General features: G+C 66.3%; 14 protein-coding genes and 1 pseudogene. 7 read left to right on the forward strand and 8 right to left on the reverse strand.

Annotation, left to right across the window (positions count from 1 at the left end; translation table 11 throughout):
- Positions 1 to 489: pseudogene (locus ACVWY0_RS17230) on the forward strand (L-arabinose isomerase); the annotation flags it as partial.
- Positions 486 to 836, forward strand: a complete 351-nt coding sequence (locus tag ACVWY0_RS17235) for a DUF4389 domain-containing protein (protein WP_485837753.1) — start codon at positions 486 to 488, stop codon at positions 834 to 836. The pseudogene ACVWY0_RS17230 and the gene ACVWY0_RS17235, both read left to right, overlap by 4 nt.
- Before the next feature lie 58 nt (positions 837 to 894).
- Here ACVWY0_RS17235 and rsgA read toward each other — a convergent pair whose 3' ends face one another.
- Both rsgA and ACVWY0_RS17245 read right to left on the reverse strand, forming a co-directional pair.
- Complete coding sequence (rsgA, locus tag ACVWY0_RS17240) at positions 895 to 2,085, reverse strand: ribosome small subunit-dependent GTPase A (RefSeq protein ID WP_485837754.1); 1,191 nt, start codon at positions 2,083 to 2,085, stop codon at positions 895 to 897.
- Between the two features lie 289 nt (positions 2,086 to 2,374).
- Positions 2,375 to 2,914 carry a dihydrofolate reductase family protein gene (locus ACVWY0_RS17245; protein WP_485837755.1) on the reverse strand — a complete coding sequence of 180 codons (540 nt, stop codon included), beginning with the start codon at positions 2,912 to 2,914 and terminating at the stop codon, positions 2,375 to 2,377.
- Between the two features lie 154 nt (positions 2,915 to 3,068).
- Between ACVWY0_RS17245 and ACVWY0_RS17250 the strand changes: the two genes are divergently transcribed.
- A complete protein-coding gene (locus ACVWY0_RS17250; RefSeq protein ID WP_485837756.1) occupies positions 3,069 to 3,374 on the forward strand; it encodes a putative quinol monooxygenase in 306 nt (101 codons plus the stop codon).
- Positions 3,375 to 3,379: 5 nt separating this feature from the next.
- Here ACVWY0_RS17250 and ACVWY0_RS17255 read toward each other — a convergent pair whose 3' ends face one another.
- From ACVWY0_RS17255 to ACVWY0_RS17265, 3 genes are read right to left on the reverse strand one after another with little or no spacing between them, the layout of a single operon-like run.
- The gene (locus ACVWY0_RS17255) at positions 3,380 to 3,964 is read right to left on the reverse strand and encodes a histidine phosphatase family protein (RefSeq protein WP_485837757.1); all 585 of its coding nucleotides are present in this window, start codon (positions 3,962 to 3,964) and stop codon (positions 3,380 to 3,382) included.
- A 59-nt stretch (positions 3,965 to 4,023) separates the two neighbouring features.
- Complete coding sequence (locus tag ACVWY0_RS17260; RefSeq protein WP_485837758.1) at positions 4,024 to 4,839, reverse strand: alpha/beta fold hydrolase; 816 nt, start codon at positions 4,837 to 4,839, stop codon at positions 4,024 to 4,026.
- A 47-nt stretch (positions 4,840 to 4,886) separates the two neighbouring features.
- Complete coding sequence (locus tag ACVWY0_RS17265) at positions 4,887 to 5,063, reverse strand: hypothetical protein (RefSeq protein ID WP_485837759.1); 177 nt, start codon at positions 5,061 to 5,063, stop codon at positions 4,887 to 4,889.
- 129 nt (positions 5,064 to 5,192) lie between these two features.
- Here ACVWY0_RS17265 and ACVWY0_RS17270 point away from each other — a divergent pair, with 129 nt between their 5' ends.
- A complete protein-coding gene (locus tag ACVWY0_RS17270) occupies positions 5,193 to 6,128 on the forward strand; it encodes a 5'-3' exonuclease (protein WP_485837760.1) in 936 nt (311 codons plus the stop codon).
- A 64-nt stretch (positions 6,129 to 6,192) separates the two neighbouring features.
- On the opposite strand, the gene ACVWY0_RS17275 is transcribed toward ACVWY0_RS17270, so the two are convergent.
- Positions 6,193 to 7,821 (reverse strand): HNH endonuclease signature motif containing protein, encoded by a 1,629-nt coding sequence (locus tag ACVWY0_RS17275; RefSeq protein WP_485837761.1) that lies wholly within the window; start codon positions 7,819 to 7,821, stop codon positions 6,193 to 6,195.
- A 190-nt stretch (positions 7,822 to 8,011) separates the two neighbouring features.
- Positions 8,012 to 8,590: a hypothetical protein gene (locus tag ACVWY0_RS17280; RefSeq protein WP_485837762.1), complete on the reverse strand. Its 579-nt coding sequence runs from the start codon at positions 8,588 to 8,590 to the stop codon at positions 8,012 to 8,014.
- A 162-nt stretch (positions 8,591 to 8,752) separates the two neighbouring features.
- On the opposite strand from ACVWY0_RS17280, the gene ACVWY0_RS17285 reads away from it, so the two are divergent.
- From ACVWY0_RS17285 to ACVWY0_RS17295, 3 genes are all read left to right on the forward strand, one after another.
- Positions 8,753 to 10,912, forward strand: a complete 2,160-nt coding sequence (locus ACVWY0_RS17285) for an elongation factor G-like protein EF-G2 (RefSeq protein WP_485837763.1) — start codon at positions 8,753 to 8,755, stop codon at positions 10,910 to 10,912.
- A 38-nt stretch (positions 10,913 to 10,950) separates the two neighbouring features.
- On the forward strand, positions 10,951 to 12,207 hold the full coding sequence (locus tag ACVWY0_RS17290) for an MFS transporter (RefSeq protein WP_485837764.1): 1,257 nt from the start codon (positions 10,951 to 10,953) through the stop codon (positions 12,205 to 12,207).
- Between the two features lie 104 nt (positions 12,208 to 12,311).
- A complete protein-coding gene (locus ACVWY0_RS17295) occupies positions 12,312 to 14,165 on the forward strand; it encodes a gamma-glutamyltransferase family protein (protein ID WP_485837765.1) in 1,854 nt (617 codons plus the stop codon).
- A 65-nt stretch (positions 14,166 to 14,230) separates the two neighbouring features.
- On the opposite strand, the gene ACVWY0_RS17300 is transcribed toward ACVWY0_RS17295, so the two are convergent.
- The gene (locus ACVWY0_RS17300; RefSeq protein ID WP_485837800.1) at positions 14,231 to 14,491 is read right to left on the reverse strand and encodes a hypothetical protein; all 261 of its coding nucleotides are present in this window, start codon (positions 14,489 to 14,491) and stop codon (positions 14,231 to 14,233) included.
- Positions 14,492 to 14,504: the final 13 nt, after the last annotated feature.

Below are 14,504 nucleotides of genomic sequence, written 5' to 3' on the forward strand. Positions count from 1 at the left end.
GAGCCAGGCGCGGAGAAGATCCTGGGCGCACACATGCTCGAGGTCTGCCCGTCGCTGACGGCCACAAAACCGCGCGTCGAAATCCACCCGCTCGGCATCGGCGGCAAGGAAGACCCGGTCCGGATGGTCTTCGACACCGACGCCGGCCCCGGCGTCGTGGTGGCGCTCTCCGACATGCGGGACCGGTTCCGCCTGGTGGCGAATGCCGTCGACGTCGTGGACCTGGACGAACCGCTGCCCAACCTGCCGGTGGCCCGCGCGCTGTGGCAGCCCAAGCCGGACTTCGCCACCTCGGCCGCCGCGTGGCTCACCGCAGGCGCCGCGCACCATACGGTACTCTCCACCCAGGTGGGTCTGGACGTGTTCGAGGACTTCGCCGAAATTGCCAAGACCGAGCTCCTGACCATCGATGAAGGCACCACCATCAAGCAGTTCAAAAAGGAGCTCAACTGGAACGCCGCCTACTATAGGCTGGCCGGCGGGCTGTGAACGGCGTCGAACTTCAGCTCGTCTCGGGGGACTACACCGCCGCCGTCCTGGTCCTTGATGCGGCGGTAATACTGCTGTTCAGTGGCCGCTACCAGCGCCCGCTGTTCGACCTGCTGATGGGCTTCAACCGCTGGATCTACCGTGTCATCACCTACGCAGCCCTGATGCGCGATGAATATCCGCCGTTCCGTCTGGACCAGGGCGCATCAGAACTCCAGGCGTGGCAGCCAGGTGCCGGCGACGGCAGCACGCTGCCCGCCCCGGCCCCGCCGGATGGCCCCCTTCCGCCGGCCAGCCCGCCGCCGCCGTCGGATCCTACAGTTAACGATCAGGGTCAACGACCCTGATCGTTAAGCGGAGGCCACCACCGCGACGTGGGAGCAGTTGTGAGTGCGAACGTCCTGCTCAGCGTCGCTTACGTTTGGACCGTTGCTCCTCCCGCCGCTCGGAGCTGTCACGTTCAGCGGAACGTTGCGATTTCCCTGCCACCACCACCTTCTGGTGCCACTCGCGCTGGTAGGCCCGGCGGGCGGCGGCATCGGTGCGGCGGGCCAGGGCGGCGAGTTCGCGCTGAAGTTTGCCGTAGCTCAGCCAGCGGCGCTCATCGAGTGTCCCGTCCGCCAAAGCCGCCTGCACGGCGCAGCCGGGCTCCTGCTGGTGGGCGCAGTCAGCGAACCGGCAGCGGCTGGCCAGTTCCTCCACGTCCCCGAACATCTCCACCAGGCCGTCATCGGCGTCGAACAGGCCGAATCCCCGGACGCCCGGGGTGTCCATGAGGACGGCTCCGTTCGGCAACGGCACGAGTTCGCGCGACGTGGTGGTGTGCTTGCCTTTGAAGTCGCCGGAGCGGACCTCGCCGGTGTGCTGGACCTCGCGGCCCGCCAGGGCGTTGATGAGCGTGGACTTGCCGGCGCCCGACGGGCCGAGGAGGACCAGCGTGCCGTGCGGCGGCAAGTGCGCCAGCAGCGCATCGATCCCGTCGCCGTTCTCTGCTGACGTGGTGACCACGTCCACGCCCGCCGCCTGCAGGATGACCTTCCCGACGACGTCGTCCGCTATGTCCGCAAGGTCGGCTTTGGTAATGATCACCAGCGGAACCGCGCCGGAATCCCAGGCTGCCACGAGTGTGCGTTCCAGGCGGTTGTGCGTGAGCGGCCGGTCCACCGGGACCACCACACCCACGACATCCATGTTCGCGGCCAGGACCTGCGCCTCCGAGGAATCTTCAAAGGCGCGCTTCCGGCTGAGCTCAGACCGGCGCGGGAGGATCCCGGTGATCTGGCGGTCGCCCGCGCGGTTGGGCCCGATCCAGACCCAGTCGCCGGTGACCGGAACGCCGGCGTCGAGCGGGTACGGCAGGTGGAGAAGTTCGCCGCCAACGGCTGTGAGCACGAGGTTGCGGTCCAGGCGCACCACCCGTCCGCGCTCGCTGTGTTGGTTCGCTGGGTGGCGGGTCCGGTGTTGGGGTTGGTGGGCGTCAAAATAACCGGCGACGGCCGGGGAGTAGCCGTACGTTATGGGCCCTTCGGGGCCGGGGATCGAGTCGGAGGTTGATGGGGAGTAGCTGTCCAGGCGTGTGCCTGAGGAATTGTTCAAGGTGAGTCCTCGGGAGAGGTCTCCAGACTCCGGAATGAGCGCAGCCCTGCGGCCGTTAGGCCTGTCCGTTGGTGTGTTGCGCGCTTACGCCGTGCGGATGCTGGAGACGTTGGTGATTGGTTTGATGCGTGCGGGGCGCTCTGGGCGCGGGGCTGTAGCAGTCATCAAAACCACCTCCGTTCCTCTCCAGATGTCCGAATGCTGTCACGGACTCTCGGCTCTGAGTGTAGCTGCCTGGGGTTACGTTGAATAGGGAAGCTTCCGCTTGGTTCGGCCGCGCCGGTTCCCGTCAGCCGGTGGGGCCGGTCAGTTGATAGTTCAGCAGCACGATGCCGGACGGAAAGGAGCGGCACTCCCGGAGCGCAAGCTTTTTCCATTCGCTGATCCTGCCGAAGAAGGGCGCTCCGCCGCCGAGGATGACCGGCACGACGGCGACGCCCAGTTCGTCCAGCAGACCCAACTCGATGAATTCAGTGATGAGCTGACCGCCGCCGAACACGCAAATGTCCTTCTCCTCAGGGATGGCGGGCTTTATCCGGGCGACAAGATCGCGCAAATCGCCGGAGTACACGTGCGTGTTCCGTCCCGTGGCCAGAGTTTCATCGTGGAAGAGAACATATGTGGGAACCGCGGAGCCCCGGCCGCCCATTGCCGCCATTTCCCGGTAGGTATTGGCACCCATGACATAGGCTCCGGTTCTGCGCTCAGTTGCCTCGAATCCGTAATCCTCATTCTTGGCCATGGCATCGTTCAGCCATGACAGGTCCCCGCTCTCTGAACGGATGTAGCCATCGAGGCTGACCGCCATGCCGCCAAAGATAGTGCCCATAGTCGCGACGCTATCCAGCGCCGATGTCACGGTCAAGACCACCGCGGCGCCGGCCGGCAACTCTGGCTTACGCCATTGTGGTGGCGGCTCATCGGTCCGTGCGGCAAGCAATAGAGTGGAGCAGCCCATTCTTTCCAGAGCGAGGAATGCCCAGATGTCAGAGACGTACTTCCAGGTGGTAGTCCGCTACCAGGTGAAACCGGAAGAAACGGAAACGGTCCTGGGCCTGCTGGGCGAGATGGCCGCAGCCACGCGTACGGAGGAGGCCAACATTTCCTACGAGTTCTTCCAAGGCGTGGAGGACCCCGCGCAGATCGTGATCCTGGAGCGCTACACGGATGCCGCGGGTTTTGACGCCCACCGCGAGTATGAACACATCGAGCGGATCGGGGCTGCACAGATCATTCCGCGGCTGGAGCGCAGGACCATCCAAACGTTCGAGGTTACGGCGGACGCCTAGGTTTATCAGCCCTGGGCTGCAGCCACTACGCGCTCGCCGTTGAAGTATTCGAGCTGCCAGCCCTCGGTGGCATGGTAGTGGGCAAGGTTCAGCACCGCGTTGTCGATCCTGTGCAATGTGCGGCCGATGGCGCGGTTAAGGCTCACCCGGAGGAGTGTGCCGTGTGCGACCACAAAGACGCGGCGGGCGGGGAATTCTTCGGCTAGTGCTTCCAGTGCACCCAACCCGCGCGCAGCCGCGTCTTCCTCGCTTTCGGCGCCGCGGTAACCACCGGGTATGCGCAGGGCCTCCAGCTCGGGGCCGGCCTGCAACCCCTCTGCCGGTCCGAAGCTGCGTTCGGCGAGCGCCGGAATGTGCCGCGTAACGCTCAGCCCCAGCCCGTCCGCAATCACGCTGGCGGTTTCCGCGGCACGGCTAAGCGGCGAGGACACGATCGCATCCCACTCGTAGTCTGACAGGACGTCGACGGCGTCGCGCGCCTGGCCGCGGCCGACGTCGTTCAGCGGAATGTCGGTGGCTCCCTGGAGCCGACGCTGCGCATTCCAGTCTGTCTGGCCATGGCGGATCAGGGCGAAGGTCGTAAGGGTCATGCTGTCTATTCTGCCCTGACGGCGGGCTCGGTCCGGGCGGCCGCGAGGATCAAGGCAACCTAGGCCCAAGGGTCCGGTCCGGCGTTGCGGTCGATGAAGTCCAGGACAGCCGGATGGGCGGGATCAATGAGATGCCCGCCCGGGACCAGAACCGTATGGGTAAAGGGCAACGCACCCGACAACCTTGCGTTCACGGACCGGCAGGCCTCGGGGGAGTCCTCGGCGGAGACGATCAGGGCGGGCCGGCGGATCCCGGCGAGTTGCTCCTCGTTCAGTTCCAAAGCATGGTCGCTGAGATCCAGGCCGTGGCCGTTGATTTCGGCCAGGACAGCGTGGCTCGTGCCGGCAAACATCTGTTTGAGCCCTGCGGGAAGCGACTCCCATGTCGCGTCCCCAAGGGCTTCCCGGATTACAATCTCGGCGGCAAGCCCGGGCTGACCGTTCGTGCGCTCGAGCACATGGCGGCGCAGGCCGCGGGCCCAGGCGTCCGCATCCGGAGCGATGGTGAACAACGCCGGTTCCAGGAGGACCAGCGCTTTGACTTTGTCCGGGAAACGGCGGGCAAGTTCGACGGCGATCAGGCCGCCTGTGCTGCGGCCGATCACGACTGCCGGCCCGGCACGGAGCGCCGCCAGGACTGCCGCTGCGTCGTCGACGTGATCCACCAGGTCCAAGGTCGCGAACGGCCGCGGCGGGGCACTGCGGTGGAAACCCCTGCGGTCGTAGATGATGCAGCGGCCATGCCGGGCGAGTTCGGTTGCGGCGTCCGCCCACATCACAGCCGAACTCGGTGTTCCGTGCACGCCCAGTATTGGTTGCCCTTGGCCGCTCTCTTCGTAGTAGAGATCAACACCGTTGACGCTGAGGTGGGGCATGTCGTCAGCCTGGAGTTCGCGCGCTCATTGCAGGACACCACCCGGGCTCACGGGCCGGGCCACTGCTCCGGGTCGAAGCCATAGGCGTTGGGAGCAGCTTTCCGGTCAGCCGCTGCGGCAGGGCCGTTCCGTTCGTCGTCGTGATGACGTGGCGGGGCGTGCGGGTCCGAAGCCTGCTTCAAGGGCACGCGGGGCGCGGTCTTTACGGGTGCATCTTCGGCCAAGGGGAAACCTCACAAACACAAAAGGTTGGCCCGCTGCTTGAACCGATAGAGGCATCCTAACCCCATGGGAGCGTTCTGTCGCTGGTAAATGCTCGTAGCCCGGCAGCTGCTTCCGTGTCAGGATCAGGTATGCCACACCGCCTGATGCTGCTTGATACTGCGTCGCTGTACTTTCGCGCCTTTTATGGCTTGCCGGACACGATCCGCAGTGCTGACGGAACGCCGGTGAACGCGGTTCGCGGCCTCCTGGACATGATCGCCCGCCTCACCACGGATTACGGGGCCACGCATCTGATTGCATGCTGGGACGACGACTGGCGTCCGCAGTGGCGCGTGGACCTCATCCCGACCTACAAGTCGCACCGGGTTGCCGAACTTGTGTCGGATGCTCCCGACGTTGAGGTGGTCCCGGACGCGCTTGAGGCGCAGCTTCCGATGATCCGCCGCGTGCTCGAGCTCGCCGGCATCGCCATCGTGGGGGCTACTGAACACGAGGCCGATGACGTCGTCGGCACCTATGCAAGCCACGCGGACCTCCCCGTCGATGTGGTCACCGGCGATCGTGATCTTTTCCAGACCGTCAACGATGACCGTCAGGTCCGGGTGATCTACACCGCGCGGGGCATGAGGAACCTCGAAGTCGTGACGGACGCCGTCGTCGCCGGGAAGTACCGCGTGCTGCCCGAACAGTATGCCGATTACGCGACCCTTCGCGGCGACGCCTCCGACGGGCTGCCAGGCGTTGCCGGCATCGGCGAGAAGACCGCCGCGTCGCTCCTGGGCGAGTACGGCACACTGGAGAACCTGCTCGCTGCAGCCGCCGACGGGGGAGGCGGGGTATCCGCGTCCGTGCGGTCAAAGCTCGCCGCGGCCGCGGACTACCTGACGGTCGCGCCAACGGTGGTGAAAATTGTGCGCAACCTCAAGCTTCCCACCCTCGAGGAAGCGGGTGCGCAGCTTCACCCCGTCGACGGGGAATCGCGCGCCGAACTGGAGCGTCTCGCCGTCGAATGGAACCTTGGAGGCTCGGTCAAACGGCTGCTCGACGCGCTTGACCAGCAATAACGGTCAATGCTGCATACGCCGACTGGGTCGTCCGGTCCGCACGGGCAGTCGAGTCCCGGAGGAACTAGACCAGCTGAGGGACGCCCCACTCCGGCCATGGCTCGTCGACTGGTGTCTGTTGCCAGATCCAAGCCGGAAGGGGATCTTCAGGCATGGCCACGCCAAGACATGGTTCCAGCTCGTCAGGTGGGAACAGGTCAGGTGAGAGCTCGTCCGGGTCAGGATCGTCGAGCGGCCACTGCAGCCAGACGCACTCCGGCATGGGATCTACCGGGCGCAGACCTTCAAGCGGTTCGCCGGGCAGGGAGTCTTCGGGCAGGGCAGGACCAACGTCCCGGTGCCATAGTTGGTTCAGGATTTCGGGTGGCCAATCGGGTGGTTCCCAGTCCTGTTGTTCGCTGGCGTACTGACGGCCTGTCGGTGAAATCCAGCCGGGTGGCTTGTCGGTGGTCGCCCCAGTGGGTGTCCAGCCGCTGGCGTGTTTGAGCCTGTGGTGCTTGGGGCATGGCTGCCCGAGGTTAATGATGCCGGTGGTGCCGCCGTCGGCCCAGGCGAGGAGGTGGTCGGCCTCATTGTCCAGAGACTGGTTGCTGCAGCCGGGGAACGGGCATTTCCCGTCCCGCAGACGGAGCCATTGCCGCATGCTGACGGGGATGCGGTAGCTGGTCCGTCCGATCTCCAGCGGCGCCCCGTTGCGGGGATCAGTCAAGACACGGTGGAACGACGAGGAACTTTCGCCCATCAGACGACTGGCCATCGACGCCGGGATGGGGCCGTACCCATCGAGCATTGCGGGTTCGTCGGTGAGGCCCATGAGGGCGAACACCGGCACGGTCACGAGCACCTGCGCCGACGGTGACGGCACGTGCTCCGCCGTGCCGCCAAGGAGCCACTTGGCGGCCACGTCGGCGCGGATTTGGCTCAGGTTCCGGTCCTCATGGGGTCCTTGGAGGGCGCGGGCCGCGGTGGTGGTGCGGTCCCAGATCCCGGCCGCCTGGTCCGCGGGGAGGTACGCGCTCAGCCAGGCCATGCCGTCCCGGTCCGGGGCGAACTCCAGCCGGCGGTCCAGGGCGCTTTTGGTGTGGCGTTTTTCGATGCTGTCCGGGTGGTGGCGTTCGCGCCAGGTCCGGGCTTTGTGCCGGAACCGGGACGGCACGAGTTCCCCGGCGGGGCAGCCCTGTGCAGGGTTGGGTGCGTCGGGGTCCAGAAAGTGGGCTTCCAACGCGGCGGCGCCGTCGGGGTCCAAGTTCGCGGTTTCGTCGACCATGGCCCGGGCGTGCTGCCACGAAATGTTCCCATCCTGCAGGGCGGCCAGCGTCAGCGGGAGGGTGGTTGTCAGTTCGTGGGCCTCGGACAGAAGCGCACCGGCCGTCCGTTCGCTGACCGTCAGGACGCACGCGACCTCGGAGACCACGGCCATGTCCTGCGCGATGAGGCCCTGTGGCTGCGCATTCGGGGAGGCCACCGCCCGCGTAGTGTCAGCGAACCCGGCGGCGGCGTGGACTACCAGGGCTGCCGTGGCAGCTTGCAGCCGGGTAGCCTCCGCGAGCGTGTCCAGCCAGCCGTCAGACTGATGCCGCAGCGGATCCGGTTCCCCTTGACCCGTAGGATCTGCGCCAGGGATCACCAGAGCAAGCGCAGCGACAGAAGCCTTGATGGCCTCGAACGCCTCCACTGCGGTTGTCCCCTTCATACTCACATCCTCTTGCGAGCCACTGACATTTAAGGTCCCCTCTAGCCAGTGACGAGAAATACTTTGGGAAAGTTTTTCGCGCGGGGCCTCAAGTGTCCGTTCGCGCAGGGGTGTGGGGGGAGTGGCCGCAAGTGTCCGTTCGTGCAGCGTGCGGGCCTGGAACGGTGCCGCGCTCTGACGCGTTGGCTGCTCAGTCAGCCGTGAGGAACCGTCCGTTCCTGATCCGCGACGGGCCAAAGACGAGGGTCACCGGGGCAATCGTCCGCGGCCGGTGATCCCGCGACAGGGGACGGCCGACGGCGACATGGGGCACCCAGTGCGGGTACCGGTAGCCCAGTGCCGGTGAGCTGAGGATGAAATCGTCCACATTGTCCACGAGGAGCCGGTCCAGGAGATCATGCAGGCCCTGCACCAGGGACACCTGGTAGTCGTGCACGCGATCGGGCACGTCCACTTCGAGTCCGGAGATGCCGCCGCCACCCAGCACGATCACTTGTTCCGAGGTGCCCGCAAACCCGTCCAGAACGGGCAGGCCCTGCAACCAGCCCGTCGTGCGCCGGACGGCTTCACCGGCCGAGGTGATCCCCTTGGTCCAGTCCGCGACGTCCTGCGCAAAATCCGCCAGGATGCCGATATGCAGCAGCGTCAGGTGCAGCCCCTGCGGCCTGCGCAGGGCATTGACATAGCTGGCCAGCGCCTCGTAGTCGGACGGGCCCGCACCAACCGTGAGGACGGGAACCTCCACTGTGATGCGCGGAACCGGCTGCATGGGACCCCCTCACAGTGGCACGGACTCGTGGGCTCTGGCTGCCATTATCCTCCGCTGCGGCCACCTCGTCCCGGCGCGTGCTCTTGCCCTTGCGCCCGTCAGGGTGTCGAATCAGAGAACACGATTCGGCCCGGTGCATGGCAAAGACGCCAGGAGGTTCCCATGTCAGTGAAAGCCGCAAAGGACGCAGCACGGACACCGGGGCGGGGAGGGCCGGAGGTGCGCCGGGCTGATGCTCCGCACGGCATCGCGGCAACAGATCCGGAACAGGTGCGCAACGTGGCGCTCGTGGGGCATTCGGGCGCCGGGAAGACCCTGCTGATCGAAGCAATGCTGGCCGCCCACGGCATGATTTCACGCAAAGGCTCCATCGCGGAGGGCACCACCGTCAGCGATTCCGACCCTTCGGCAGTGCGGCAGCAACGGTCGGTCACGCTGTCCCTGGTTCCGCTGCTCGTCGACGGGATCAAGGTGAACCTGCTGGATACTCCGGGATATCCGGACTTTATCGGCGAACTTCGGGCGGGGCTCCGGGCTGCGGACGCCGCCCTCTTTGTTGTCTCCGCCGTTGACGGCATCGACGCCACCACTACGGCGCTCTGGGGCGAATGCGAAGGCCTCCGGATGCCGCGGGCTGTGGTCATCACCCGCCTGGACCACCCCCGGGCAGATTACGACGGCGTCCTGGCCGCCTGCCAGCAGGCGTTCGGCGACGCGGTGCTGCCGTTGTACGTCCCGGTCCGGTCCGGCGGCGAAACCAGCGGGCTGCTGGGACTACTGACGGGCACAGTCTCTGACTACTCCGCCGGGGAGGCGGCCGCAGGTTCCCGGGCCGTTGACGCCGGTGAGCGCGCGGCGTCGGAAGCCGCCCGGGGCCGGCTCATCGAAGGGATCATCGCCGAGAGCGAGGACGAGACCCTGATGGACCGCTATCTGGGTGGTGAGGACATCGATACCGATGTCCTCATCGCGGACCTGGAAACCGCCGTCGCCCGCGGTTCCTTTTTCCCGGTGGTGCCGGCCTCGGCTGTCACCGGACTCGGCACGGCGGAACTGCTGGAAGTCCTGACCCGGGGCTTCCCGTCGCCGGCGGAGGGCGGCCTCCCGGAGGTGGCTGACCTGGCGGGCGCGCCGGCGTCCGCCTTGGCCTGTGACCCGGACGGGCCGCTGGCAGCTGAGGTGGTCCGCACCACCATTGATCCGTTCCTGGGCAGGGTCTGCCTGACACGGGTCTTTTCCGGCACGCTGCGTACTGACACTCCAGTGCACGTGGGCGGGCACGGGCTCGGGGACCGCGGCCATCAGGACCATGACACGGACGAGCGCGTCACCCACCTGTATTCTCCGCTGGGCCCCAACCTGCGTCCTGTCGCGCACTGCGTGGCCGGTGACATCTGCGCGGTGGCGAAACTCGGAAGCGCCGAAACGGGGGACACCATTTCGGCCAAGGACCAGCCGCTCCTGCTGGCCACCTGGGAGATGCCGGAGCCGCTGATGCCGGTGGCCGTCGAGGCGGACTCGCGCAGTGACGAGGACGCGCTGGCCCGGAGTCTGGCGAAGGTGGCCGCCGGCGATCCCACGCTGCGTGTTGAGCGGAACGCGGAAACACACCAGCTGATCCTCTGGTGCATGGGGGAGGCCCATGCCGAGGTGGTGCTGGACAGGCTGCGCGACCAGGGCGTGAAGCTGCACACCATTGACGTAGTGACGCCACTGCGGGAAACGTTCGCCGCCCCGGCAACGGGCCACGGCCGGCACGTCAAACAGTCCGGCGGCCACGGGCAGTATGCCGTCTGCGACATCGACGTGGAGCCGCTGGACCGTGGCGGCGGGTTCGAATTCGTCGACAAAACGGTGGGCGGGGTGATCCCCGGAACGTTCATCTCCTCCGTGGAGAAAGGGGTGCGTGCGCAGATGCAGAAAGGGCTGGCTGCCGGGTTCCCCGTGGTGGACCTCCGCGTCACGCTGGTGGGCGGCAAGGCCCACAGCGTTGACTCTTCCGACGCCGCCTTCCAGGCGGCGGGGGCCCTGGCGCTCCGTGAGGCTGCCGCGGCCGGTCGTATCCAGCTGCTCGAGCCGGTTTCTGCGGTCAGCATCACCGTGTCCGAGGCGCACGTGGGGGCCGTGATGAGTGACCTCTCAGCACGCCGCGGACGGCTCACCGGCACGGCCACCTCCGGTAGTGAGCTGACCGAAATCAGCGCGGAAGTCCCGGACCAGGAACTGCTGAAGTACGCTGTGGAGCTGCGGGCGCTGACTGCCGGGACCGGCCGGTTCCGGCGCCGGTACCTCCGGCATGACCCGGTGCCCAGCGGCTCATGAACGCCACGTCATGAACGGCACGTTATGAACGGATCGTCATGAACGCCGCCGCGCGGAAGATCCAGCGCATCTACCTCACCCTGACGCTGGGCAACACCCTTGCGGCCTCGTTCATCTGGGGCATCAATACGCTCTTTCTGTTGGATGCCGGGCTGAGCAACCTGGAAGCATTCGCGGCCAACGCCTTTTTCACGGCCGGCATGGTCCTGTTCGAAGTGCCTACCGGGGTCATCGCGGACGGTTGGGGACGCCGGGTCTCATTCCTGCTCGGCACCGTGACCCTGGCTGCCTCCACCTACCTGTACTACCTGCTCTGGCAGTTGTCCGCTCCCTTCTGGGCCTGGGCAGTGGTGTCGGTCCTGCTGGGCCTGGGCTTCACGTTCTTCTCCGGGGCCGTGGAGGCTTGGCTGGTGGATGCGTTGCGTTTCTCCGGCTACGACGGTGAGTTGGAGGCAGTGTTCGGGCGGGCATTGATGGTCTCCGGCATCGCGATGCTCGTCGGTTCGACGGCCGGCGGCGTGATTGCCCAGGCCACTGACCTCGGCGTGCCGTTCCTGTTGCGCGTTGGAGTGCTCCTGGCGATGTTCGGGGTGGCCTTTTGGCTGATGCGCGATGTGGGCTTCACTCCGGAACGTTCTCCCCATCCGCTCAAGGCGAGCCGGGATGTGCTGTCCGCCTCCATCGACAACGGCCTGAAACACCCGCCCGTACGGTACATCATGCTCGCAGCGCCTTTCAGCGCCGGCGTCGGGATCTATGTTTTCTATGCTCTGCAGCCCTACCTGCTGGAGCTCTTCGGTGACCCGCGCGCCTACTCCGTCGCCGGCCTCGCGGCGGGCATTGTGGCCGGGGCCCAGGTGGTGGGCGGCTGGCTGGCGCCCATGGTCCGGCGCCTGGTCCGCAAACGCACCACGGTCCTGGTAGTGAGCAGCGGCATGGGCGCCTTGATCCTAGTGGCCCTCGGCATTACGCGTGTGTTTTGGGTGGCGTTGCTGCTGCTGGTGCTGTGGGCCCTGATCTCAGCGGCGGGCACTCCGGTGCGGCAGGCCTATTTGAACGACATGATTGCTTCAAAGCAGCGGGCAACGGTGCTCAGCTTCGATTCACTCATGGGATCCAGCGGTGGAATTGTGGTGCAGCCGCTGATGGGCCGGGCCGCGGACGTATACGGCTATCCGTTGTCGCTGGCCATCAGCGGTGTGATCGAGCTGTTCGCCGTGCCGTTCCTGCTGGCGAGCCGGCGGCGGCGCTCGCCGGCCGACACAGCAACCACCGAAGCCGGCACACCGGCCTGAAGCCATGGCCTTGGCACAAAGAAGTTGAGCCTTGAGAGTCCCAACAGGGCGGAGTATCGTGGCGCAAACCCACCCTGCGCAACACCCCCGACTTGGGAGAGATCATGCCTAGTGTGCGACGTCAATTAGCTGCTGTAACGGCTGTTCTGGCCTTGAGTGTGACGGGTGGGGCGGTGACCGGTCCCGCGTTTGCTGATCCCCGGGAAATCAAGAAGGAGGCGATGGCGACCGGGTACGGCGGGGCGGTGAGCACCGTTGACGCGGAGGCGTCCGCTGCGGCTATCGAGGTCCTGCGCGACGGCGGCAATGCGGCGGATGCCGCCGTGGCCGCGGCCGCGACCCTGGGTGTGACCGAGCCGTACAGCGCCGGCGTCGGCGGAGGCGGATACTTCGTGTTCTACGACGCGAAGACCGGCAAAGTGGGAACCATTGATGGCCGGGAAACGGCTCCGGCAACGATGCCGACCACTGCGTTCGTGAATCCGGCCACCGGCGTCGTATACACGTTCGCAGAGCTCGTCTCGAGCGGCGTCTCCGTGGGCGTCCCCGGAACGCCGGCGACGTGGGAACGGGCGCTGGAGCGTTGGGGGACGCTGGACCTTGACGAGGCCCTCGAACCTGCCATCAAGGTGGCCAACCGCGGCTTCGTGGTGGACGAGACCTTCCGCCAGCAGACACTCGACAACAAAGTCCGGTTCTCGGCCTTCCCCGCCACGGCGAGTCTCTTCCTGCCCGGCGGTGACGCTCCCGCCGTCGGCAGTATTTTCCACAGCAAGGACCTCGCCAAGACGTACCGGCTCCTCGCGAAGGAGGGAACGGATGCCTTCTACGGCGGCTCGCTCGCGACGGAGATCGCCGCCACGGTCCAGGCTCCGCCGAAAGACCCCGCCTGGGTGCCTCCTGTGACTGTCCCGCCCACCAGCATTCCAGCCCTTCCGGGCTACCTGACGACGGCGGATCTCGCCGCATACCGGACGCTGGACCAGGAACCCACACATGTGGAGTACCGCGGTTATGACGTGTACGGCATGGCGCCCTCCAGCAGTGGCGGGACCACCGTGGGCGAAGCGCTGAACATCCTGGAACCGTTTGACTTGTCGCCCACGGCAAAACCAGCTGCGTTGCACCACTACCTCGAGGCGAGCGCGCTCGCCTTCGCTGACCGCGGCAAGTACCTCGGGGACCCGGCATTTGCCGACGTCCCCACCGAAGCCCTCACTGACCCGGTGTTTGGCAAGGAACGGGCGTGCGCCATTGGCCCCGGGACGGCGGCAACCAAGCCTGTACCTGCCGGGGACGTGGCATCGTACGACGGTGCGTGCACGGTTTCGCCTGAGGCGGCCGCAGACGAGAAGGACACCGAAAACATCTCAACCACCAACCTCACGGTCGCTGACAAGTGGGGGAACGTCGTGGAGTACACCCTCACTATCGAGCAGACCGGCGGCTCCGGCATCGTGGTTCCCGGCCGCGGGTTCCTGCTTAACAACGAGCTCACCGACTTCTCCTATACGTCGACCAATCCGGAGGACCCGAACCGGATCGAGCCGGGGAAGCGTCCGCGCTCCTCGATGTCTCCCACCATCATCCTTAAGGACGAGAAGCCGTTCCTGGCGCTCGGTTCGCCCGGCGGATCGACCATTATCACTACGGTGCTGCAGACCATCCTCAACAGGGTGGACTGGGGGATGAACATCCTGGACTCACTCGCGGCCCCGCGTGCGTCCCAGCGCAACACCGCCAACGTCACGGCCGAGCAGGGCTTCATCACGCAGTACGGAGACGCCTTGGCACCCTACAAACACAAACTGGTACTAGCAGGTGATGCCTTCACATCGGCCGCAGAGATCGGCGCGGCGACAGCCATCGAGTTTGGACCCGGCAAGAGCATGACTGCGGTTGCCGAGCCCGTGCGGCGCGGTGGCGGTTCGGCGATGGTGGTCAACCCGTCGCGGTGAGCCGGGGTGCCGGTGAGGCGGTGAGCAGGAGTGCCGCAGCTAGCCGCGTGGGGCGTTGGCCCGGGTTACTGCCCCATCCCGGGCCGGACGGGGACAAACTCGATGCTGGTCTGCACCTTTTTCTGCGGACCACGGGAAAAACCCTTGGCATCAAGCTGGTTCTGCGCACGGAACAGCGAGAGGGCGTCGTCGTAGAGCTCGTTGAGCCGGCGGCCGGAGAATTCCTCCTGGGAGCCGTCGCTGAACGTGACAGTCACGGTGGCACTGGCGGGAAAGTGCCTCTTCATGCGGATGAAGCCTTCGGAGTCCTGCTGGAGGTTGATCAAGGGAAATCCTGCT

Source organism: Arthrobacter sp. UYNi723, assembly GCF_054057635.1.

Bases quoted from the DNA above. Each gene is read 5' to 3' on its own strand.
- ACVWY0_RS17270 (WP_485837760.1), top strand. From the start codon at position 5,193: ATGCCACACCGCCTGATGCTGCTTGATACTGCGTCGCTGTACTTTCGC.
- ACVWY0_RS17275 (WP_485837761.1), bottom strand. From the start codon at position 7,821: ATGAAGGGGACAACCGCAGTGGAGGCGTTCGAGGCCATCAAGGCTTCT.
- ACVWY0_RS17290 (WP_485837764.1), top strand. From the start codon at position 10,951: ATGAACGCCGCCGCGCGGAAGATCCAGCGCATCTACCTCACCCTGACG.
- ACVWY0_RS17280 (WP_485837762.1), bottom strand. From the start codon at position 8,590: ATGCAGCCGGTTCCGCGCATCACAGTGGAGGTTCCCGTCCTCACGGTT.
- ACVWY0_RS17255 (WP_485837757.1), bottom strand. From the start codon at position 3,964: ATGACCCTTACGACCTTCGCCCTGATCCGCCATGGCCAGACAGACTGG.
- ACVWY0_RS17245 (WP_485837755.1), bottom strand. From the start codon at position 2,914: ATGGGCACTATCTTTGGCGGCATGGCGGTCAGCCTCGATGGCTACATC.
- ACVWY0_RS17295 (WP_485837765.1), top strand. From the start codon at position 12,312: ATGCCTAGTGTGCGACGTCAATTAGCTGCTGTAACGGCTGTTCTGGCC.
- ACVWY0_RS17250 (WP_485837756.1), top strand. From the start codon at position 3,069: ATGTCAGAGACGTACTTCCAGGTGGTAGTCCGCTACCAGGTGAAACCG.
- ACVWY0_RS17260 (WP_485837758.1), bottom strand. From the start codon at position 4,839: ATGCCCCACCTCAGCGTCAACGGTGTTGATCTCTACTACGAAGAGAGC.
- ACVWY0_RS17285 (WP_485837763.1), top strand. From the start codon at position 8,753: ATGTCAGTGAAAGCCGCAAAGGACGCAGCACGGACACCGGGGCGGGGA.